Below are 20786 nucleotides of genomic sequence, written 5' to 3' on the forward strand. Positions count from 1 at the left end.
CCGGGGTGGTGGTGGATCAGGAAGAGCTCACTGTCCTGTCTCAGTGAGGGTGAACCATGCCGAGGCTGTGACCAGGGGTGTCAAGATTGACTGAGACGAGCTGCGGGTTGTCGTCTCAGTCAATCTGATGCCTGAGCGCCCTGCGCGGCCTCGCGCTCGGCAGTGAAGTCGTCGAGGTCGCGGGTCGATGTTGTCGAACTTCGGAGGGCCGTGGTGGCGGTGGAGTTTCTGACGGATGAGCAGGCGGCCCGGTACAGGACTGGCTGGCCCTCCTGGCGCGGCCTGAGCCGGTCGTGACCGTGCCGGCGCGGTCTCGGCGGGAGCGGCCTCAGCGGGGCCACGGGTAGGCCGGGTCCGGTGTGGTCCTCACCCGGTGGAGCGCGTTCCGGGGGAAGCTCCAGATCCGGCCTGCGGTACTGGTGGCGGTGACCACGTGGTCGTCGAGGGTGACCTCGGCGAACGGGTTTTCGAAGCGGTCCACGCCCGGCATCACGGCACGGCGCGGCAGACGGGTCACAGCACCGCCGGTCGGGGCTGCGCCGAGATGCGCCCGCCGGTCCGCTGCCGCACGGTCAGAACCATGAGTGGTGTGATCGTGCTACTGGAACTGGAGCCCTTTGCCGAGGTCCTCGATGCCGGCGAGGTCGACGTGAGCGCCCGGATCCGCTGGGTCCACGCGGCCCCGACCGCCCCGGACGTGCCCGAGGCCCCGGGCCCGCTCACCTTCTGCGGTATCGCCACGAGCGGCCTGGAGCGTGAGCCGTACCGCTCGACCGGGCCGGGAGCCCCCTGGTACCCGCCGTCCCAGCGGACCCGTCGCTGCCAGGCCTGCGAGGCCGCGCTGAAGGCTCTGTGACGGCCTTTCCCTGGCCAGCCGGCCGCGCCCCGGCGAGAGCGCCGTCCTTCTCTCTCGTGGCCGGCAGTCACGTGACAGCTCTCAACCGATCCCGGTGGCCGTCGACGCCACTGACAGGAGCAGGGCGCCGAGCGCACCCGCAGCGCCGTGGAACCACACCTCGCGCGGGCAACCGTGCCGCCGGACATGTCGAACGGTAGCGGCGGCGAATACCAGGCTACCGAGGATGAACCACGGCCCCCACAGGTAGAGGTACCAACGGGTCAGCCCGACCAGGTCGGGCGTGACAGAAAGCACTCCGGCCTCGACCAGCACGCCGTGAACCACGAAGAGGCAGCCGTGCCAGACGAGCAGGACGGCCGCGCCGCCGCCGCAGAACACCAGGAGGCGGCTGATCCGCCTGCGCCGGGGGTGTGTCAGGCCGATGCCGATCACCGCTCCGAAGAGCTTCAGGAAGCCGGTCACCCACAGGACGGCCAGGAACCACGGCACCCCGTCGCGAGCGAGCTTCATCAGCGCCGGAGACACCGTCGACTCCGCCCCGAGGGTGCCACCCGAGGCCCAGACGAAGCTGGGCACGGCGAACAGGAGGCCCCACGCCGCGGCGGCGTATCCGGACCACTCGCCCGGACGGAGACGGTGCGCCGTCCGCGGGATCGGCCGCACCCTGTCACCCGGAGAACGCGTGGTCGTCATGACTCCACTCTGGCTGACCGGCGGTGACGAGGCATCATCTGCACCGAGGAGCTCCCTCCCCCATGCGGGCTAGGTCTCGACGCCTTGCGGCTGACGACCCGAAGGAGACGGAACCGACGACCACGAATGCGGACCTCCTGGCACCCGGAGCCCACGCCCTACCGCCGCGGCAACGGGCAGCGCGGCGGGCCGGGTTGAGGCGGCCGGGAAGACTCCGTCCGGATTGTGGATCACAGGCAACCGAACACGGGCTTCCGGTGGTCTCTTCGAACGCAGTACGAGCCGGGCAGGTGGCCCGGACGGCACAGGAGCTGGATACAACAACGCGATGAAACTGACCGGCACCCCCTTCTACATCCTCACGATCGTCCTGTTCCTGGCCTCCATAGGGTTGGCCATGCTGCAGTGGGCGAGGGGAGGAGGAAGCGGCATCCGCTGGGGCCGGGGCGGCGCGCAGGGGCAGGCGGCGGCGAGCAGGCTGGGGCCGCTCCGGTTCGTCGGCTACCTGGCGACCGTCCTGCTCTGCCAGTTCACCGCCGTGATGCTGGTGTTCGTCATAGTCAACAACGAGAACATGCTCTACGACAGTTGGGGCGACCTGCTGGGTACCAGCAGCCATGTCCGGGCGGTTCCGGTGCCGCCGAAGGACAACGGCATCGCGGGCGACTCCGGCGCGGGCAAGGATCGGCCCAAGGTGATCCAGTCTTTCCACGGGGTGGACAACGACATGATTCCCAAGGACGTCAAGGAGACCGATCTCAAGGGCCAGCTCTCCGGAGTGGACGGTGAGGTCCTGGTGTGGACGCCGCCGCAGTACGACGACCCGGCGTACAAGGACAAGACCTTCCCCGTGGTCGAGCTGTTGGTCGGGTTCCCCGGCAGTGCAAACGCCTGGTTCGGCACCATGAAGGCCTCCAAGGAGCTCGCACCACTGATGAAGTCCGGTCAGGTGACACCGTTCATCCTGGTCTCACCCCGGGTCAAGCTGCTCGGCGAGAGCACCGACACGGGCTGTGCGGACATCCCGGGCAAGGTCAACGCGGAGACCTGGCTGTCGCGTGACGTGCCGCAGATGGTGCTGGACAACTTCCGGGCGGACGCCTCCTCCGACCGCTGGGCGGTGGCTGGCTACTCGGCGGGCGGGCACTGCGCCACCAGGCTCGCGCTGGCGCACCCGAACCGCTACCGGGCCGCGATCAGCATGTCCGGCTACAACGACCCGGCGGGGGAATCCGCTTCGCTGACCGGCAAGGACCCGCACCTGCGGGAGACCGCCAACCCGCTGTACCTGCTGACCCACGCCACCACCCCGCCGAACGTCTCCCTCTTCGAGACCGGCAACAAGGGCGACGGCTTGGAGGACGCGGCAGCGCTGCAGAAGGCGGCCAAGTCCCCGACCTCGGTGACGACCTTCGAGACCCACGGCCCGCACCTGAGCTCGACCTGGATTCCGATCGTCGAGCCCTCCTTCAAGTGGCTCAGCGGGATCATCCCGGCGAAGCACTGACCGACCGGCAGGCGGTTCAGGTCTCCCCCAGGTCCCCGTCCAGCTCCTGGTCGAGCCAGTCGAGCCAGAACGTCTCCAGGCCGATGCCCGCCTGCAGCGCGAGGTGCTGCAGGCGGGCCCTCTCGTCCGTCATCGAGGCGAAGTCGGGGGTTGAGGAACATCCGTGCCAGATCGTGTGCTAAGCCCTGGCCGGTCTCGGGAGGCCGTGGTGGCGGTGGAGTCCGCCTCCACCAGCCACCCCTCAGTCGGCGCTGACCTGGCAGAACGACCGTAGGGGGCGGGAACGACCTCTGGCTCAGGAAGATCGAGGCAGATCGGGAGTTGGCCGAGGTCGACTGAGACGCGCGATCAGTTGGTGCAGAACGATCGAGACTGCTCACCTTCGCAGAGACGGGACACTCACGGCGCCGGTCCAGGTCGCAGTGATTGCTAGTGTTAGCGCCGTGCTTGCATTTGCAAGCACGGCGGGGGAGACTGCCCGTATGGCCTCACTGAACGTTGGCTCGCTGGGCGAGTACATCCGGGAGCAGCGGCGGAACGCGCAGTTCTCGCTGCGGCAGTTGGCGGAGGCCGCCGGCGTGTCCAACCCGTACCTCAGCCAGATCGAGCGAGGGTTGCGCAAGCCGAGTGCGGAGATCCTGCAGCAGATCGCCAAGGCGCTGCGGATCTCGGCGGAGACGCTGTACGTCCAGGCCGGGATTCTGGAGGAGCGGCAGGGTGAGGGGCTCGAACTGCGGGCCGCGATCCTGGCCGATCCGCTGATCAACGAGCGGCAGAAGCAGGCGCTGCTCGCGGTCTACGACGCCTTCCTGAAGGAGAACAAGGAAGGGCCGTCCCCCGCGGACGGCACGGCGGCGGCCGGGCCCGGCGGGCCAGGACCGAACGCCGACGAGGGCTGAACACGGGGTGGCTGCCCGATCGGGTGGCCACCGGGCGAAGACCCATGACAGACCGGTCGCCCGGCTGTCGACGCAAAGGGAGGACCGGTCATGCCGATCACCGACGAGATCAAGAAGACCCTCAGCGACCCGACCCCGCTGTACGCCCTCGCGGGCGCCGGCGACCTCGCCTACGAGAAGCTGCGCGAGGTGCCGGGCAAGGTCGAGGCGCTGGCGGCCGATCGGAAGGGCACTCAGGAGAAGGCCGTGGTCCGGCTGCAGGAGGCTCAGACTCGGCTGGTCGAGGCGCAGGCGAAGGTGACCGAGACGGTCACCACGCTGCCGACCGACCTGAAGGCACTGCAGGAGAAGGCCCAGGTCTTCGCGTTGCAGCAGGTCGGCCGGGCGGCGGAGTTGGCGGTCCGGGCCAAGGAGGTCTACGACGAGCTGGCCGTGCGCGGCAAGGCGGTCGTGGAGCGCGGCCAGAGCTGGGCCGGGGACAGCTCGGCGACCGAGCCCGCGGTGGTCGCGGTCGACGCGGACGAGCCCGTTGAGGCCGAGATCGTCGAGGACTCCGGGGCACCGGCTGCCCCGGAGGGCGCCAGGAAGGCCCCGCGGGTGCGGAAGTCCGCCGACAAGTCCGCGGAGTAGGCCGCCTCAGGGTCACCGGGAGGCTCGGGGAGACCGCGGCGGGGCGGCGGACCGGCCGGTGAGCGGGCCGCGTCCGGCCCCGGGGAGCGCTGCCGGGCACATCGGGGCCGGTCGGTTCGTTGTCCGGTGGGCACGACGCCGGCCGTGCCACGATGGGAAGTGGCCGTTGCCCGACCCGGTGGCACCCGGGGCGGTTCCGTCGAGACCACAGTGAGGAGACCGCAGTGGGACAGATCCTGGCCTTCGCCTATCTGAATCCGTTCTGGTGGCTGACCACCGCGATGGTGTGCTTCAAGCTCTTCGCGTTCGTGGACGCCGCCACGCGTCGCGAGGACGCCTACCGTGCGGCGGACAAGAAGACGAAGCAGTTCTGGTTGATCATCCTCGGTCTCGCCCTGGTGCTCGACCTGCTGCTCGGGTCCAGCCTGTTCGGCATGCTGTCGCTGGCCGGACTGGTGGCCGCGATCGTGTACGTGGTTGACGTCCGCCCCGCCATCAAGCAGTTGACCGACGGTCGGGGCAAGGGCGGCCGGCGGAACGTGGGGCCGTACGGACCCTGGTGATCACCGCACCGGCTGGGCCGCCCGCGGGGCGGCGGACGGGATGCAGCGGACGGATGGGAGCGGCAGGGCTGCAGGAGCAGTGGAACCGTACGAGAAGGCGGATCCGTACGGGACGGTGGGAGCGGTACCGGTCGGGTGCCGCTCCCACCGCGTTTCGTGACGACCTTCAGCCCATGATGAGCGGCACCGGGTTGCGCTCCAGTAGCAGAACGGCGACATCGTCGGCGAGCGCGCCGCCGTTGAGCTCCTCGACCTCGGCGATGGCGCTGTCGACCAGCCTGCCCCGGGTGAGGCCGGCGGACTGGTGGTCGCCGATCAGCTCGACCAGACCGTCCTGGCCCAGTCGGCGGGAGCCTGCGCCGACCCGGCCCTCGACCAGGCCGTCGGTGTAGAGCAGCAGCCGCCAGCCGGGGTGGAGCTCGAGCTCCTGGGCCGGCCAGACCGCCTGTCCGTCGTCGCACGGGACCAGCCCGAGCGCGGGACCGGCCTGGTCGGACGGGAGCAGTACGGGACGGTCGTCCGGCCGGAGCAGCAACGGTGCCGGGTGCCCGGCCAGGTAGAGCCGGGCATGCTCGGCCTCGCCGGGGCCGACGGGCGCCGCGGAGTCGGCGGACGCCACCGGATGGCCGGAGGCTGCCCGGCCGGTGGACGGCGCGGCTCCGGGGGAGAGCACCAGCATGCAGAGCGTCGCGAAGATCTCGTCACTGCGGCGCTCGTGCTCCAGCACGTGCTGGAGGGTGCTGAGCAGTGCCTCGCCGGTGAGCCCGGCGAAGATCAGGGTGCGCCACGCTATCCGGAGGGCGACGCCGAGGGCCGCTTCGTCCGGGCCGTGGCCGCAGACATCGCCGATCACCACATGGACGGTGCCGTCGGAGGTGCGGACCGCGTCGTAGAAGTCGCCGCCGAGGAGGGCTCGGCGGCGGCCGGGGCGGTAGCGCCGGGTGAACGCGAGCCCGGCGCCGTCGAGCAAGGGGGTGGGGAGCAGATGGCGTTGCAGCCGGGCGTTCTCCTGGCCGCGCAGCTCGGCCTCGACCAGGCGGCGCTGCGACTCGTCGGCCCGCTTGCGCTCGACCGCGTAGCGCAGGGCACGGGCCAGCAGCGGCCCGTCCGTCTCGTGCTTGACCAGGAAGTCCTGGGCACCCGCGGCGACGGCGGCGGCTCCGAGCTCGGCGCTGTCGGCCTCGGTCAGGACCACGACGGCGGTGTGCGGCGCCCGGCGCAGCAGCTCGCGCAGGCCGTCGAGCCCGTCCGGTCCGTTCACCCCGCCGAGGGTGTGCACCCCGGCGGGACCGCCCGCCTGATCACCCGGCTCGCCGGGGGCGGCCAGGTCGAGCAGGACGCAGCCGAAGTCGGCGCCGCGCGGGCGGCTGCGCCTGGCACCGGGCAGCGTGGGGGAGAGCAGGCCGACGGCCTGGTCGATCCCGTGCGCCCAGTGGATCTCGATGGGAGTACCGCTGTCGGCGACCAGTTGCTCGATCAGGACCGCGTCGGAGACGTCACTCTCGATGACGAGCAGCCGGAACGGCTCGCCGCGAAAGGGCGTGCCGGGAGCGCCGTTGGTGCTCCGCGGGTGCGGTATGGGGCTCGCAAGGTTGAGCTGACCGTCGGATCGGCTTCCGGGCACACCGCCGCAGCCGTCGGAGCGCCGGCCGGCGAGACCGTCGAGCTCTCCGTGGAACCGTCCGTCGCCGAGCTCGTCGAGCTGCTCGTCGGGCCGACCGTCGGTGACGCCGTCCGAGCGGGATGCGGCATGCCCGCTCGCCTGCCCGGACGACCGGTTCACGGTGGTCTCACCGCAGCCGTCCAGCCGGTCGAGGGCGGTGCCTGCGGCACGCTCGGTCAGGACGCCGCCGACAGTGGCGATGGCATGTTCGGTCAAGACTCCGCCGGGGCTGCCCGGCCGGTACGAGGCACGCGGTGCCCGCCCGTCTCCCGTTGCGGGCATTGGTCGATCCTCCCTTTCCCCGACTGGGCAACGGCTGAGAGCCGTGCTCAGTGCCCGCATGGCACCGTGTGTCGGGGAGCTTCTCGCGACCATAACGTGATCTCCGGGGATTTCTCTGACCGACCGGCGTCGATGTGGTTATTGCCATGCTCCCAGCGGTCGGGGTGGTTAGTGTGGGCGCCCTGTGGGCACGGTGTGACGGGAGGCCTGGTCTGGTGACGCAGATCACGTTGGTCGAGGGTGACGTCACGGAGCAGCAGGTGGACGGGATTGTGAACGCAGCCAACTCCTCCCTGCTCGGTGGTGGTGGGGTAGACGGTGCGATCCACCGCAGGGGCGGCCCGGAGATCCTCGCGGACTGCCGCAGGCTGCGGGCCTCCCGCTACGGCAGGGGCCTGCCGACCGGGCAGGCCGTCGCCACGACGGCCGGCCGGTTGCCGGCCAGGTGGGTGGTGCACACGGTGGGGCCCGTCCATCTGTCGGAGGAGTACGAGCAGCGGGCCGAGCTGTTGGCCTCCTGTTATCGCGAATCGCTGCGGGTGGCGGTCGGGTTGGGGGTGCGGACGGTGGCGTTCCCGGCGATCTCGGCCGGGGTGTACGGCTGGCCGTTGGAGGACGCGGCGCGGATCGCCCTCACGGCGGTGGCGGAAGCGGTGGCCGGGCCGGTCGAACCTGCCGGACCCGCCGGGCCGGTGCCGGTCGGACCGGCGTCGGTCGGGTCGGTGGAGTCCACGGGCTTGGCCGAGGTGCGGTTCGTGCTGTTCGGTGCGGAGGCGTGCGGAGTGTTCGAGCGGGTGTGGCGCGCCCTGGAGCGGCGGAGCTGACGGGGGCTCAAGTCCCCCTTGTCGAAAGCCGTCAGCTCGTGCAGCCGCCCCCATGGTGACCTGGTGGGGCGTCAACATGCTAGAGGTATTCGATAACTCGTTCGAGTGAACTCGCGCAAGCCGCAGCGCGTCGGATCGCAGGTCCGGCCCAGTCGGTTCCGGCCTGACCGGGTCTGACCGGCCCCGGCCCCGGCCCAGCTCGGCCTGGCCCCGGCTACGGCGCCAGAGCGCTCCACGGCAGTGTGACCTCGCCCTGCCGCCAGCGGCCACGGGCGTCCACCAGCGGCCAGTTCCCCGCCAAGGCGGTGCACGCGGCCACCCAGCGCTGGCGCGCCCCGAAGGCTCCGTACGGCGCGGCCGCGGCCCAGGCGCGGTCGAAGTCGGTCAGGAAGGCGTGCACCGGACGGCCGGGCACGTTGTGGTGGATCAGTGCCTTCGGCAGCCGTTCGGCCAGGTCGGAGGGCTGGTCGAGGCCGCCGAGCCGGGCCGCGAAGGTCACCGTGCGGGGGCCATCGGGGCCGAGTGCCACCCAGACGTGCCGCCGTCCGATCTCGTCGCAGGTGCCCTCGACCAGCAGTCCGCCGGGGGCGAGCCGTTCGCGCAGCCGCTCCCAGACCGCGGCCACCGCCGACTCCTCGTACTGCCGTAGTACGTTCGCCGCCCGGATCAGCAGCGGAGCCGCACCGTCCAGCGGTACCTCGAAGCCGCCGCGCCGGAAGGTCAGCAGTGGGGGAGCGGCGTACGGGAGGGCGGCCGCGACCCGGTCGGGCTCGATCTCGATGCCCACCACCCGGATGTCAGTCCGTACCGCACGCAGGCGGGTGGAGAGTTCGACCGCGGTCCAGGGCGCCGCGCCGTAGCCGAGGTCCACGGCGATCGGCGGCCGGTCGGCGCGGCGCAGTGCCGGGCCGAGGGCGTGGGCTATCCAGCGGTCCATCCGGCGCAGGCGGTTGGTGTTGGTGGTGCCCCGGGTGACCGTCCCGACCGGGCGCGCGGAGCGCCCACGGGCGGCGGAGGGATCGAACGAGGCGGCCATGCGAGGAAGCCTACGCGGACCGCGCCGCATCTCATTCAGCGAGACGGGAATAGCGGCCGTCGGCCCCGGGGTTGTCACACTGGACGAATGCCCACGTGGGGCCGCCGCCGTTCGGCAGGGGGTCCGGCGGGGCGGCCGCACAGAACGTCCGGAGCAGTACGGTCCGCAGGCAGCACGGCCCCTAGGCAGTCGGGGGAGCAAGAGGAGGCTTCAGCCCGGTGACCCAGCACCCCGTACGGAAGGCACGCCGTGCCCAGTACGCGCTAACGCCCACCCGCGCGCGCCTGCAGTCGCTGGTCGGCGGTCGTCCGCGCAGGCCCCGCCGGATAGCCATGCTGAGCGTCCACACCTCGCCGTTGCACCAGCCGGGCACCGGCGATGCGGGCGGGATGAACGTCTACATCGTCGAGCTGGCCAAGCGGCTGGCCGAGCTGGACATCGAGGTCGAGATCTTCACCAGGGCGATCCGCTCCGAGGACGCGCCCCTGGTGCAGCTCGCGCCCGGAGTCCTGGTCCGACACGTCACGGCCGGGCCGTACGAGGGGCTGGTCAAGGAGGATCTGCCCGCCCAGCTCTGTGCCTTCACCCACGGCGTGCTGCGGGCCGAGGCCGGGCACCGGCCGGGCCACTACGACCTGGTGCACTCGCACTACTGGCTCTCCGGCCAGGTCGGCTGGCTGGCTGCCGAGCGCTGGGGCGTGCCGCTGGTGCACACCATGCACACCATGGCCAAGGTCAAGAACGCCGCCCTCGCCGAGGGCGACACGCCGGAGCCGACGGCGCGGGTCATAGGTGAGACCCAGGTGGTCGAGGCCGCCGACCGCCTGATCGCCAACACGGCCGAGGAGGCCGGCGAGCTCTCGTACCACTACTCCGCCCGCGAGGACCAGCTCGCCGTCGTCCACCCGGGTGTCAACCTGGACATCTTCCGGCCCGGCGACCGCGCCGCCGCCCGCGCCAGACTCGGGCTCCCGCAGGACGCCCCAGTCCTGCTCTTCGCCGGGCGGATCCAACCGCTCAAGGCGCCCGACGTGCTGCTCAGGGCCGTCGCGGTGCTGCTGGAGCGCGAGCCCGGCCTGCGCGAGCGACTGGTGGTCCCGGTTGTCGGCGGGCCGTCCGGAACGGGACTGGCCAAGCCGGAGAGCCTGCACAAGCTCGCCGCCCAGCTCGGCATAACGGACGTGGTCCGCTTCCACCCGCCGGTCGGGCAGGCCGAGCTCGCCGAGTGGTACCGGGCCGCATCGGCGCTGGTGATGCCCTCGTACAGCGAGTCCTTCGGGCTGGTCGCCCTGGAGGCCCAGGCATGCGGCACGCCGGTGGTCGCGGCCGCGGTCGGCGGTCTCCCGGTCGCGGTCCAGGGCGGCCGTACCGGCACCCTGGTGCAGGGCCATGACCCGGACACCTGGGCCGACGCACTGCACCAGTACGCCACCCGGCCCGAGCTGGTCGGGCAGCAGGGCGCCGCCGCGGCCCGGCATGCGGCGGGTTTCGGCTGGAGCACGGCCGCCGCGGCCACGGCCGACGTGTACGCGGGCGCGCTCGCCCGACAGGCGGGCCGCCTCGCCCGCTCCCGCCTCCGCATCAGCTGAGCAGCTGACCCAGCCCCGGGGTCGCTCGGACGACCCCGGGGGCGTCGTGCGGACTCTGCGCCCGGGAGCGCGCATCACCAGGTGTCGCTGGAAAGCCGGGCTTACCGCCGAGTAGCGTCTCCTCCATGGCAATCCGCACGAAGGACGACGCCCTCGAGCTGCTCCGCTCCGCCCTGGACGAGGTTGGGGTGACCTGGGAACCGGCCGCCACCGATCCGTACACCCTGGTCGCCTCGCTACCGGGCAGTCGAAAGCTGGCCACCACCTGCGCGCTGCGGGTCGGCGAGCACACCCTCTCGGTGAACGCGTTCGTGATCCGCCGCCCCGACGAGAACCACGAGGCGGTCTACCGCTGGCTGCTGGAGCGCAACACCCGTCTGTTCGGGGTCGCCTACGCCGTCGACCGGCTCGGTGACGTCTACCTCGCGGGCCGCGTCCCGCTGGACGCGCTCACCCCGGACGTCGTCGACCGGCTGCTCGGCACCGTCCTGGAGAGTGCCGACGAGCCTTTCAACACCCTGCTCGAACTCGGCTTCGCCACGGCGATCCGGCGCGAGTGGGAGTGGCGCACCAAGCGCGGCGAGTCGACCCGGAATCTCGAAGCCTTCGCACACCTCGCCGGACCGGCGGCCTCCGAGCCCCGGCCGCAGGAGGACGGCCGGCCGGTGGCCGGCACGGACGGGACGGCCTGAGCCCCGGCCGGACGGCCGGAGCCCAAGAGCCGAAACCCGGAGTGACCCGACCCGGAACTCAGGTCGAGGAGACCGCCTTCCGCTCAGCGACGGTGCCCGATGCGCCCGACGCACCGGGCGTGCCGAAATCGCCGGACTCGTCAAAGGAGTCGGACTCGCTGAAGGAGCCGGACTCGGCCGTGCCCGGCTGCGCCGCCTTCCGCCGCCCGAGCAGCAGGAACGCGAGGCCGGCGGCCGTCCCGCAGACCGCGCAGGCGCCCCAGACGGCGCCGCCCGCGTGCTGCAGGAGGTAGCCGCCGGCCGCCGGACCGAGGAAGGAGGCCAGTGACCAGGAGAGCGAGTACACACCCTGGTAGCGGCCACGTGCCACGGTCGGTGAGAGCTCGGCGACCAGGCTCATCATGGTCGGCGCGTTGATGATCTCGCCGATCGTCCAGACGGCCACGGTGAGGGCGTAGAAGGCGGCCGAGGAGCCGGCCAGCGCGGTCAGCCCGAAGCCCCAGCCGGTCAGCAGGGCACTCGCGACCAGCAGCGCCGTCCGGTTGCGGCCGTTGGTCAGCTGGGTGAGCGGCAGCTGGAGCAGCACGATCAGCAGCCCGTTCAGGCCGATGACGAAGCCGTACCCGGTGGTGGAGATGCCCGCCTCCCCCATGCTGACCGCAAGTGTGGTGCTGCCCTGCTGCGCGACCACGGCGAGCAGCAGGTTGGCGCCGACCACCGCCATGAACCGGCCGTCCCTGAAGACCGCGCCCAGCCCGATCCGGGCCTCGGCGCCGGGCCCGGCCGTCTCGACCGGCCGGACGGCGGCCTCCGGCCGGGTTTCGGGGATCTTGACGAAGACCACCACGGCGCAGAGCAGCGTGCTCAGCGCGTCCAGCAGGAAGAGGGTCAGGTAGCCGTGGCTCGCGATCAGCCCGGCGGCGGCCGACGAGACCCCGAACCCGATGTTGATCGCCCAGTAGTTCAGCGAGAACGCGCGGACCCGGTCCTTGGCCGGAACCACGTCGGCGATGATCGCCGAGATGGCCGGGCGGGAGGCGTTGTTCGACAGGCCGACCAGGAAGGCGACCGCCGCGATGGCCACCGGGCCGTCGGTGAAACCGAGCACGGCGGTGAAGAGCGCCGTGGACAGCTGCGCGACCAGCAGCGTCGGCCGCCGCCCGATCCGGTCGGCGAGCACGCCCGCGCCGAGGGCCGCGATGGCCGAGCCGAGCCCGAAGAGCGACGCGACCAGGCCCGCGTACGAGGCCGAGTAGCCGCGCTCGGCGGTCAGATAGAGGGCGAGGAAGGTGACCACGAAGCCGCCCAGGCGGTTCACAAGCGTAGACGTCCAGAGCCACCAGAACTGTCTCGGCAGGCCGCCGACGGCGTTCGAGAGGGCGGCGGGGATGCGGGCGGGTCCGGGCAAAGGGGGCTCCGAGGGCAGCAGGGGCCCGCCGAGCGGGCTGGGGGCTGCCCAACGGGCATGTAAGTGGTCCAATGCTTGATCGCATATTACTAAGGGACTTTCGGCCCGGCCACTGGTTATTTGGCTCCATTAAGCTGTGGGCCATGGCTGACACGACGTACCGACTCATCCTGCTCCGCCACGGCGAGAGCCAGTGGAACCAGAAGAACCTCTTCACCGGCTGGGTCGACGTCGACCTCAACGAGAAGGGCGAGAAGGAGGCCGCACGTGGTGGCGAGCTGCTCGCCGCCGAGGGTCTGTTCCCCGACGTGGTCCACACCTCGCTGCTGCGCCGTGCGATCCGCACCTCCCAGATCGCGCTGGACAAGGCCGATCGCCACTGGATCCCGGTCAGCCGCAGCTGGCGCCTGAACGAGCGTCACTACGGTGCGCTCCAGGGCAAGGACAAGGCCCAGACCCTGGCCGAGTTCGGCGAGGAGCAGTTCCAGCTCTGGCGCCGCTCCTACGACACCCCGCCGCCGGCGCTGGCCGACGACGCCGAGTACTCGCAGGCGCACGACGCCCGCTACGCGGACATCCCGAGCGAGCTGCGCCCGCGCACCGAGTGCCTCAAGGACGTCGTCGAGCGCATGCTGCCGTACTGGTACGACGCGATCGTCCCGGACCTGGCCGCCGGTAAGACCGTGCTGGTCACCGCGCACGGCAACAGCCTGCGCGCGCTGGTCAAGCACCTCGACGGCATCTCCGACGCGGACATCGCCGGCCTGAACATCCCCACCGGCATCCCGCTGGTGTACGAGCTGGACGCCGACTTCAAGCCGGTCGTCAAGGGTGGCCGCTACCTGGACGCCGAGGCCGCCGCAGCCGCCATCGAGGCGGTCAAGAACCAGGGCAAGAAGTAAGCCCGCACGGCACTCGCCGCACTCCTCCGAGCCCCCTGCCCGCGGTCCCGCCGCGCGGCAGGGGGCTCGGTCGTGTGCGCCGGGCCGATCCGGGGAGTGTCGTGGTGGCGGCGTGCGTCCTCAGGGGTGTCCGGTCAACTCCCTTGGTGCTCACGGTGGTTCAGACCATTGACGGTCGCGGGTGGCGCTTCTGCGACGCCTCCCAGCCGCTGACCCGGGACGGCCTGGACACCACGCCCTTCCTCACCGTCCCCTACGGCGGCGCCCAGCCCCCGAGCACGCTCAGCCGCACCGCGACCCTTCCGGTCGGCCGGACCGGCCACCAGGTGGTGCTCGCGGTCTGGGACATCGCCGACACCGGCAACGCCTTCTACTCCTGCACCGACGTCGACTTCTGACGTCCGCCGGTGCGCGGCGGCAGCAGAACCGCGACCGGGTGCCCCGCCGTACGGCGGGACACCCGGTCGCGGGCCTGCCTGGGCTCAGTGGTCGCCGCAGCAGCCGCCGCTGGCGCCGCCGCACTGGCACGGCGCTCCGGACTGGCAGCCGCAGCCGCAGCCGGGTCCGCAGCCGCAGCCGGCGGCGAGGATCGGCAGCAGGGCCGGTGCGGGCGGTTCGATGACGCTCGGCGGTGGGGTGTTGGGGGTCGGGGTTGCCTTCATCGCGCTGGGCCCTCCTCGGGACGGGCACACGGCGGGTGTGCCTACGCCCATGAGTGAAGCCCCGCCCATAACAGGGCGTCAACGGGCGCGCAGAGGCGCTCGCGAGGCGCACCGTGCGCCCCCGTCTGTGCGATGTCCTCCGGAGGCAGCCCCGGGCATGCCACCGGCAGCTGCCCCCGCCCCGTGCCTACTGGGCCTGGGAAGCCTCCTGCGCGGCGACGAACTCGGCCGCGTGCTCACCCGTCACCAGGAACACCACGCGCTTGGCCACCGACACCGCGTGGTCGGCGAACCGCTCGTAGTACCGGCCGACCAGGGTGACGTCCACGGCGGTCTCGATGCCGTGCTGCCAGCGGTCGTCCAGCAGGTGCGAGAAGAGCTCGCGGTGCAGCGCGTCGATCGCGTCGTCGTCCTGCTCCAGCTCCAGGGCCTTGTCCACGTTCTTGGTGGAGATGACCAGTCCGGCCTTGGCGACCAGACGCTGGGCGAGTTGCCCCATCTCCAGCACGATCGGGTGCAGGTCGCCCGGGACGGCCGTGGCCGGGTAGCGCAGGCGGGCCACCTTGGCGACGTGCCGGGCGAGGTCGCCGCAACGCTCCAGGTCGGCGCTCATCCGCAGGCTGGTGACGACGATCCGCAGGTCGGTGGCGACCGGCTGCTGGCGCGCCAGCAGGTCGATGGCCCGGTTCTCCAGGTCGTGGTGCAGATCGTTGATCTTCGCGTCGGCGGCGATGACGCTCTCGGCCAGTTCCAGGTCGGCGTCGAGCAGCGCGGTGGTGGCCCGGCCCATGGCCGAACCGACCAGCCGCGCCATCTCGACCAGTCCGTCGCTGATCGAGTCGAGTTCCTCGTGGTACGCGTCGCGCATGCTCTCTCCTCAGTAGCTGTGTCGGTGGCGGTGCCGACCGGTCGTCCCGCCGACTCGTGCGACCACATCCGTGGACATCCGCCCGTGGACGTGCGCGAGGGCCGGGAGGCCGCTGCAGGTGGCGCGAATCGTACGCGCACGCCACCGCCCGCACGGGCTGCGCGACCCACACTGGGCCGTCCGGGCGACGGCGCACGGCCGCAGCAGTGAACCGGTGGCAACCTGAAGGTGAATTCTCGGCAACGTAAGGTCGATCCCTTGATCGCAAGCTTGGGGGAGGTCTTCACCTTGCGCTTAGGCTGGCCGTATGGACGTGAATGTGGCCGCCGCCGCTGCCTGCGCCATAGCCGGGCTCGGTGTCGGCCTCACCGCCGCCATAGCCTTCCGCTGGAGTGAGCGCGAGCAGAGCCGGAGCAGCAGGGTCGGCGGCAAGACCAGGAGCAGTACCGGTGGTGCGCCCCCGCACGAGCCGGCACTGCCGCCCGGAGTGGACACCGTGCTGTCGGTGCTGCGCTCCTGCGCCATCGTGCTCGGCGAGGCCGACGAGGTGGTCAAGGCCAGCTCGGCGGCCTATGCGATGGGCCTGGTGCGGGGCGGCGCGGTGGCCGTCGAGCAGATACTGTCGCTGGCCCGCGGCACCCGGCGCGACGGCGAGATCCGGCAGGTCGAGCTGGAGGTGCCGAAGCCGGGGGTGGCCCGCGCGGCCGATCCGCTCGCGGTCTCGGTCCGGGTCGCCCCGCTCGGCTCCCGGCTGGTGCTGGTCCTGGTCGAGGACCTGACCGAGCGCCGCCGAATCGAGGCGGTCCGCCGCGACTTCGTGGCCAACGTCAGTCATGAGCTCAAGACCCCGGTCGGCGCGCTCTCGTTGCTCTCCGAGGCCGTCGCGGACGCCGCCGACGACCCCGAGGCCGTCCAGCGCTTCGCGGGCCGGATGCAGATCGAGGCGACCCGGCTGGCCAGCCTGGTCCAGGAGATCATCGACCTATCCCGGGTCCAGGACGACCAACTGCTGACCGACCCGGAGCCGGTGCCGGTGGACGAGCTGATCGCGGAGGCCACCGACCGCTGCCGCCAGCCCGCCGCCGCCAAGCAGATCCACATCGCCTCCGGCGGTGTCGCCGGCCTCTACCTGCACGGGAACCGCGGCCAGCTTGCCGCCGCGCTCGGCAACCTGGTGGAGAACGCGGTCAACTACAGCCCGCCGCGGACCCGGGTGGCCATCGCCACCCGCCGCATCTCCAGCGCCGCGGCGCTGGGCGAGGCGGACGGCGAACTGATCGAGATCTCGGTGACCGACCAGGGCATCGGCATCTCGGAGAAGGACCGAGAGCGGATCTTCGAGCGGTTCTACCGTGTAGATCCGGCCCGTTCCCGTGCCACTGGCGGAACCGGCCTCGGCCTGTCCATCGTCAAACACGTCGCCGCTTCCCACGGCGGCACCGTGTCCGTCTGGAGCGTCGAGGGCCAAGGCTCCACGTTCACTCTGCGGCTCCCCGCCGGGCAGATCCCGGTGGAGCAGCCGATCACCCCGCTGTCGAAGCGAATCCCCGCAACCACAAGCCCCATTTCTGCCCCGGAGGCCCGATCGTGACCCGAGTACTGGTGGTCGAGGACGAGGAGTCGTTCAGCGACGCCCTCTCGTACATGCTCCGCAAGGAGGGCTTCGAGGTGGCCGTCGCCGCCACCGGGCCCGACGCGCTGGAGCAGTTCGAACGGAACGGCGCCGACCTGGTGCTGCTCGACCTGATGCTCCCCGGGCTGCCCGGCACCGAGGTCTGCCGTCAGCTGAGGGTCCGCTCCAACGTCCCGGTGATCATGGTGACCGCGAAGGACAGCGAGATCGACAAGGTGGTCGGCCTGGAGATAGGGGCTGACGACTACGTCACCAAGCCGTACTCGACCCGCGAACTGGTCGCCCGGATCCGCGCGGTGCTGCGCCGCCGTGGCGAGGACGCGGGGGGCAACGGCGACGGCGGCGGCCCGGGCGCCCTGGAGGCGGGCCCGGTCCGGATGGACGTGGACCGGCACGTGGTCACGGTGGACGGCGCCAAGGTCGACCTGCCACTGAAGGAGTTCGACCTGCTGGAGATGCTGCTGCGCAACGCGGGCCGGGTGCTCACCCGGATGCAGCTGATCGACCGGGTCTGGGGCGCCGACTACGTCGGTGACACCAAGACCCTGGACGTCCACGTCAAGCGCCTGCGGGCCAAGATCGAGCCGGACCCGGGCGCGCCGCGCTACCTGGTCACGGTGCGCGGCCTCGGCTACAAGTTCGAGCCGTAAACCCCGCAGCAGCGAAGCGAAGGGCCCCTGCCGAGCAGGGGCCCTTCGGCGTACGACCGCGGAGTCAGTGGGTGGCGGGGGTGCCGGAGGCGGCGCCGCTCGGGGTCGTACCGGCCGGGGCCGTGGCAGCGCCGGAGGCGGGGGCCGTGGCGGCGCCCGAGGGCGAGGCGGTGGCGGAGGCCGGGGCGGTGGCCGGGGCCGAGGCGGTGGCCGGGGCCGAGGTGGTGGGGGTCACCGGCGCCGGGGCGACGGTCGGGCCGTACGAGGCGAACAGGCCGGTGGCCGGGCTGACCTGGGCCTGCGCGGTGACCTTGCCGCTTTTGGCGAAGGCGAAGCTGACCGGGGCGAAGCCGCCGACCGTGACCTTGGCCGAGGCGACGTGAGCGGCCGGCTGGCCCTGGCCGCCGACCAGCACCGCACCGCCGGCCGGGATGACGATCTCGGTGACCGGAGCGCCCTTGACGTCGGTGAAGGTCGCCGCGCTGCCCTCGCCGAGCGTGATCGACTGCAGCGTCTCGGGGGTGGTGCCGTTGTTGGCGATGTTGACCGAGACGTTGGCCGGGCCGGTCTGGTCGCCGATCGCGTCGGCCTTGGTCACCACCACGATGTTGTTGAGCTTGAGGTGCTCGCCCAGCGAGGTGGCCGCGCTGTCCGGCTTGATCTCCAGGGTGTCCGGGGTGTTCCCGGCGGCGCAGGCGGACAGCGGGACGATCGCTGCGAGGACGAGGGCGGCGATGGCGCCGCGTCGAAGGCTCCGGCTCACGGCGGCGACTTCTCCTTGGATCACGTGTCGGGTGGTCAGTCAGGGCTCAGACTACCGACCACACTTATCTGCTTCTCACGGGGTGGCCCCGTGTCGCATCCGGAGCGCACTTCCGGCGCTTCCCGCCCCTCGTCGACACGGGTGCACCGTTTACGAACGACGATCATCCGCCGTGGCTCCGCGGCTCGGCGGACCGGAGTGTGACCGGGATCGCGACGGGGCGCGGCGCGCTGTGCGGCAAAAACTCAAGATCCAATCATGGTTTCCGAAGTGTCGCCAGGGGTTTCGTCAGGTCCTCCATACCGCCTCCGACCTGCGAGAAGCCTCCGTCGAACACCGGTCGCAGCACGTGAAGGGGGTGGTTGTCAAGCCCCGAGACCCGCCCTGACCTGCGGAAACGCCCTTCGGGTGCGCCGAAAAGCGTGTTATTCTGGAAAGCCACGGAAGGGGTCCTGTCACATGACGTTCAAGGTTGGCGACACGGTGGTCTACCCCCATCACGGGGCTGCGCTGATCGAGGCCATCGAAACTCGCCAGATCAAAGGTGTGGACAAGACCTACCTGGTGCTGAAGGTGCAGCAGGGAGACCTGACGCTGCGCGTGCCCGCGGAGAACGCAGAGTTCGTCGGCGTGCGCGACGTAGTCGGCCAGGAGGGTCTGGACCGCGTCTTCGAGGTGCTGCGTGCACCGTACACCGAAGAGCCCACCAACTGGTCCCGCCGCTACAAGGCAAACCTGGAGAAGCTCGCTTCGGGTGACGTTATCAAGGTCGCCGAGGTCGTGCGCGACCTGTGGCGTCGCGAGCGCGAGCGCGGCCTGTCGGCCGGCGAGAAGCGGATGCTCGCCAAGGCCCGGCAGATCCTGGTCAGCGAGCTGGCCCTGGCCGAGAACACCAACGAGGACAAGGCGGAGACGCTACTCGACGAGGTGCTGGCCTCCTGAGGCCGGCCTCCCGGTAGCACCGCGAACGCCACAGCGCCCGATGTCGGCGCGCCACCACGGTTCGGTACGCCGGGCGGGTGGCGCGGTGGCACCTCGGGCGCTTCGGCGTACCCGTAGCCGGGCGCCCTGGTTCGGTGGATCCGAGTGAAACGGCGAGCCGGCCCGGACAGCCACGGCCGGACCTGGACGGTCCGATGTCCGGGGTGGTGCGGAGTGCCGGTAGTCCGCGGAGGTCCACGGGTCTGCGGTTGGAAGGGGTCCGCGCTGTGCACCCGCCGCGCACGCCATGGCCATACCCACTTCGGCGAAGGAGTGAAACCTGAACGCCACAGCAGCAGTTGCAGCAGCCGTCGTACCCGCCGCCGGGCGGGGTGAACGGCTTGGGCCGGGCGCGCCCAAGGCCCTGCGCGAGCTCGGCGGGGTGCCCCTGCTGGTGCACGCGGTCCGGGCGCTGGCGCGCAGCCGGGCGGTCGGCCTGGTGGTGGTCGCTGCGCCGCCGGACGGTGTGGCCGGAGTGGCCGCACTGCTGGACAGCCACGGCCTGGACGGCAAGGACATCCGGGTGGTGGCCGGTGGCGCGACCCGGCAGGAGTCGGTGCGCCTGGGCCTGGCCGCGATCCCGGCCGGGACCGGGATCGTGCTGGTGCACGACGCCGCCCGGCCGCTGGTCCCGGTGGAGGTGGTGGACGCGGTCGCCGCCGCCGTCCGGGCGGGTGCCGAGGCCGTCGTGCCGGCCGTGCCGCTGGCCGACACGGTCAAGCGGGTCACTCCGGCCGCCGCGCCGGGGGTGCCCGAGCCGGTGCTCGACACGCCCGACCGCGCCACGTTGCGCGCGGTGCAGACCCCGCAGGGCTTCCGTCTGGACACCCTGCACGAGGTGCACCAGAAGGCGCTGGCCGAGGAGGCCGGCGGCGGCCTGCCGCCGGTCACCGACGACGCCGGTCTGGTCGAGCGCTACGGCGGTCAGGTGGTCGTGGTGCCCGGCCACGAGGAGGCCTTCAAGGTCACCCGTCCGCTGGACCTCGTGCTCGCCGAGGCCGTACTCGCCCGCAGGAGGGCCTCCGATGGCTTCTGAGCCGCTGATTCCGCGGATCGGTATCGGCACCGACGTGCACGCCTTCGAGGTGGGGCGCCCGCTCAGGGTGGCCGGCCTCGACTGGCCGGACTCCGAGGTCGGCCTGGCCGGGCACTCGGACGCCGACGTGGCCGCGCACGCGGCGTGCGACGCGCTCTTCTCGGCCGCCGGGATCGGCGACCTGGGCGCGCACTTCGGGACCGACCGGCCGGAGTGGTCCGGCGCCGCCGGGGTGACCCTGCTCGCCGAGGCGGCCCGGCTGGTGCGCGCGGCGGGTTTCGAGATCGGCAACGTCTCGGTCCAGGTGATCGGCGTCCGCCCGAAGATCGGCAAGCGCCGGGACGAGGCGCAGGCCGCGCTGTCGGCCGCCGTCGGGGCCCCGGTCTCGGTCTCCGGCACCACCACGGACGGGCTCGGCCTCACCGGCCGGGGCGAGGGCCTGGCCGCGATCGCCACCGCGCTGGTGTACCGGTTCTGACCGTCGGCAGCTGACCGTCGGCCGGGACGATTTGCGGCCTGACGAGTGTTCAACCCTCCTGTACGGCAAGAGAGTCGATAGCGTGGGCGGGCGGCGGATCGCCGCGCCGACCCCGCCCTCGGCCAGCCGGCCCAGGTCCGTGTGCAGCCGGGGGCTCTGGTCGCCGGC

Annotated in this window: 24 protein-coding genes; 15 read left to right on the top strand and 9 right to left on the bottom strand. The window is 71.8% G+C overall.

From position 1 onward, the window contains the following. Window positions 1-328: 328 nt before the first annotated feature. A complete protein-coding gene (locus ACWDAK_RS21310; protein ID WP_344635008.1) occupies window positions 329-481 on the bottom strand; it encodes a hypothetical protein in 153 nt (50 codons plus the stop codon). Between the two features lie 99 nt (window positions 482-580). On the opposite strand from ACWDAK_RS21310, the gene ACWDAK_RS21315 reads away from it, so the two are divergent. After that, window positions 581-856 (top strand): hypothetical protein, encoded by a 276-nt coding sequence (locus ACWDAK_RS21315; protein ID WP_344635007.1) that lies wholly within the window; start codon window positions 581-583, stop codon window positions 854-856. 81 nt (window positions 857-937) lie between these two features. Here ACWDAK_RS21315 and ACWDAK_RS21320 read toward each other — a convergent pair whose 3' ends face one another. After that, entirely contained in the window at window positions 938-1552 is a 615-nt protein-coding gene (locus ACWDAK_RS21320; protein WP_344635006.1) for a DUF3995 domain-containing protein, read from the bottom strand. A gap of 328 nt (window positions 1553-1880) precedes the next feature. On the opposite strand from ACWDAK_RS21320, the gene ACWDAK_RS21325 reads away from it, so the two are divergent. Continuing rightward, window positions 1881-3059, top strand: a complete 1179-nt coding sequence (locus ACWDAK_RS21325) for an alpha/beta hydrolase (RefSeq protein WP_344635005.1) — start codon at window positions 1881-1883, stop codon at window positions 3057-3059. A gap of 16 nt (window positions 3060-3075) precedes the next feature. Here the strand turns inward: ACWDAK_RS21325 and ACWDAK_RS21330 are convergent, their stop codons facing one another. Next, window positions 3076-3192: a hypothetical protein gene (locus tag ACWDAK_RS21330; RefSeq protein WP_344635004.1), complete on the bottom strand. Its 117-nt coding sequence runs from the start codon at window positions 3190-3192 to the stop codon at window positions 3076-3078. Between the two features lie 349 nt (window positions 3193-3541). Here ACWDAK_RS21330 and ACWDAK_RS21335 point away from each other — a divergent pair, with 349 nt between their 5' ends. From ACWDAK_RS21335 to ACWDAK_RS21345, 3 genes are all read left to right on the top strand, one after another. Continuing rightward, window positions 3542-3958, top strand: a complete 417-nt coding sequence (locus ACWDAK_RS21335; RefSeq protein WP_344635003.1) for a helix-turn-helix domain-containing protein — start codon at window positions 3542-3544, stop codon at window positions 3956-3958. A gap of 90 nt (window positions 3959-4048) precedes the next feature. Continuing rightward, window positions 4049-4588 (top strand): hypothetical protein, encoded by a 540-nt coding sequence (locus tag ACWDAK_RS21340; RefSeq protein ID WP_427394204.1) that lies wholly within the window; start codon window positions 4049-4051, stop codon window positions 4586-4588. A gap of 233 nt (window positions 4589-4821) precedes the next feature. After that, window positions 4822-5151 carry a DUF2516 family protein gene (locus ACWDAK_RS21345; protein WP_425557542.1) on the top strand — a complete coding sequence of 110 codons (330 nt, stop codon included), beginning with the start codon at window positions 4822-4824 and terminating at the stop codon, window positions 5149-5151. 166 nt (window positions 5152-5317) lie between these two features. On the opposite strand, the gene ACWDAK_RS21350 is transcribed toward ACWDAK_RS21345, so the two are convergent. Further along, the gene (locus ACWDAK_RS21350) at window positions 5318-7030 is read right to left on the bottom strand and encodes a PP2C family protein-serine/threonine phosphatase (protein WP_427394205.1); all 1713 of its coding nucleotides are present in this window, start codon (window positions 7028-7030) and stop codon (window positions 5318-5320) included. A 281-nt stretch (window positions 7031-7311) separates the two neighbouring features. Here ACWDAK_RS21350 and ACWDAK_RS21355 point away from each other — a divergent pair, with 281 nt between their 5' ends. After that, on the top strand, window positions 7312-7920 hold the full coding sequence (locus ACWDAK_RS21355) for an O-acetyl-ADP-ribose deacetylase (RefSeq protein WP_427394206.1): 609 nt from the start codon (window positions 7312-7314) through the stop codon (window positions 7918-7920). 214 nt (window positions 7921-8134) lie between these two features. Here the strand turns inward: ACWDAK_RS21355 and ACWDAK_RS21360 are convergent, their stop codons facing one another. Continuing rightward, window positions 8135-8956, bottom strand: coding sequence for a class I SAM-dependent methyltransferase (locus ACWDAK_RS21360; RefSeq protein ID WP_344634998.1), 822 nt, complete (start codon window positions 8954-8956; stop codon window positions 8135-8137). Between the two features lie 218 nt (window positions 8957-9174). Here ACWDAK_RS21360 and mshA point away from each other — a divergent pair, with 218 nt between their 5' ends. Together mshA and ACWDAK_RS21370 are read left to right on the top strand one after the other, a co-directional pair. Continuing rightward, complete coding sequence (gene mshA / locus ACWDAK_RS21365) at window positions 9175-10545, top strand: D-inositol-3-phosphate glycosyltransferase (protein WP_425557536.1); 1371 nt, start codon at window positions 9175-9177, stop codon at window positions 10543-10545. 125 nt (window positions 10546-10670) lie between these two features. After that, window positions 10671-11237, top strand: a complete 567-nt coding sequence (locus tag ACWDAK_RS21370; RefSeq protein ID WP_344634997.1) for a type III secretion system chaperone family protein — start codon at window positions 10671-10673, stop codon at window positions 11235-11237. Between the two features lie 58 nt (window positions 11238-11295). Here ACWDAK_RS21370 and ACWDAK_RS21375 read toward each other — a convergent pair whose 3' ends face one another. After that, entirely contained in the window at window positions 11296-12645 is a 1350-nt protein-coding gene (locus ACWDAK_RS21375; protein ID WP_344634996.1) for an MDR family MFS transporter, read from the bottom strand. Window positions 12646-12788: 143 nt separating this feature from the next. Between ACWDAK_RS21375 and ACWDAK_RS21380 the strand changes: the two genes are divergently transcribed. Together ACWDAK_RS21380 and ACWDAK_RS21385 are read left to right on the top strand one after the other, a co-directional pair. Continuing rightward, window positions 12789-13547, top strand: a complete 759-nt coding sequence (locus ACWDAK_RS21380; protein WP_344634995.1) for a phosphoglyceromutase — start codon at window positions 12789-12791, stop codon at window positions 13545-13547. A gap of 155 nt (window positions 13548-13702) precedes the next feature. Then, window positions 13703-13945 (top strand): lytic polysaccharide monooxygenase, encoded by a 243-nt coding sequence (locus ACWDAK_RS21385; RefSeq protein WP_425557535.1) that lies wholly within the window; start codon window positions 13703-13705, stop codon window positions 13943-13945. Window positions 13946-14029: 84 nt separating this feature from the next. Here ACWDAK_RS21385 and ACWDAK_RS21390 read toward each other — a convergent pair whose 3' ends face one another. Both ACWDAK_RS21390 and phoU read right to left on the bottom strand, forming a co-directional pair. Continuing rightward, a complete protein-coding gene (locus ACWDAK_RS21390; protein WP_344634994.1) occupies window positions 14030-14209 on the bottom strand; it encodes a hypothetical protein in 180 nt (59 codons plus the stop codon). A gap of 187 nt (window positions 14210-14396) precedes the next feature. Next, on the bottom strand, window positions 14397-15077 hold the full coding sequence (gene phoU, locus ACWDAK_RS21395; RefSeq protein WP_344634993.1) for a phosphate signaling complex protein PhoU: 681 nt from the start codon (window positions 15075-15077) through the stop codon (window positions 14397-14399). A gap of 307 nt (window positions 15078-15384) precedes the next feature. Here phoU and ACWDAK_RS21400 point away from each other — a divergent pair, with 307 nt between their 5' ends. Together ACWDAK_RS21400 and ACWDAK_RS21405 are read left to right on the top strand one after the other, a co-directional pair. Then, entirely contained in the window at window positions 15385-16668 is a 1284-nt protein-coding gene (locus tag ACWDAK_RS21400; protein WP_427394207.1) for a sensor histidine kinase, read from the top strand. Then, window positions 16665-17360, top strand: coding sequence for a response regulator transcription factor (locus tag ACWDAK_RS21405; RefSeq protein ID WP_344634991.1), 696 nt, complete (start codon window positions 16665-16667; stop codon window positions 17358-17360). The genes ACWDAK_RS21400 and ACWDAK_RS21405 overlap by 4 nt, the downstream gene beginning before the upstream one ends. 64 nt (window positions 17361-17424) lie before the next feature. Here the strand turns inward: ACWDAK_RS21405 and ACWDAK_RS21410 are convergent, their stop codons facing one another. After that, window positions 17425-18123 carry a DUF461 domain-containing protein gene (locus ACWDAK_RS21410; protein WP_427394208.1) on the bottom strand — a complete coding sequence of 233 codons (699 nt, stop codon included), beginning with the start codon at window positions 18121-18123 and terminating at the stop codon, window positions 17425-17427. Window positions 18124-18582: 459 nt separating this feature from the next. Between ACWDAK_RS21410 and ACWDAK_RS21415 the strand changes: the two genes are divergently transcribed. The 3 genes from ACWDAK_RS21415 (at window position 18583) to ispF (ending at window position 20618) form a co-directional block, all read left to right on the top strand. After that, window positions 18583-19065: a CarD family transcriptional regulator gene (locus tag ACWDAK_RS21415; RefSeq protein ID WP_014136563.1), complete on the top strand. Its 483-nt coding sequence runs from the start codon at window positions 18583-18585 to the stop codon at window positions 19063-19065. Between the two features lie 319 nt (window positions 19066-19384). Continuing rightward, window positions 19385-20140: a 2-C-methyl-D-erythritol 4-phosphate cytidylyltransferase gene (gene ispD / locus ACWDAK_RS21420; protein ID WP_344635103.1), complete on the top strand. Its 756-nt coding sequence runs from the start codon at window positions 19385-19387 to the stop codon at window positions 20138-20140. Beyond that, window positions 20130-20618 (top strand): 2-C-methyl-D-erythritol 2,4-cyclodiphosphate synthase, encoded by a 489-nt coding sequence (gene ispF, locus ACWDAK_RS21425; protein ID WP_344634989.1) that lies wholly within the window; start codon window positions 20130-20132, stop codon window positions 20616-20618. Before ispD ends, ispF begins: the two co-directional genes overlap by 11 nt. Window positions 20619-20786 lie beyond the last annotated feature (168 nt).

The sequence above is a fragment of the Kitasatospora sp. NPDC001175 genome (genome assembly GCF_053598215.1).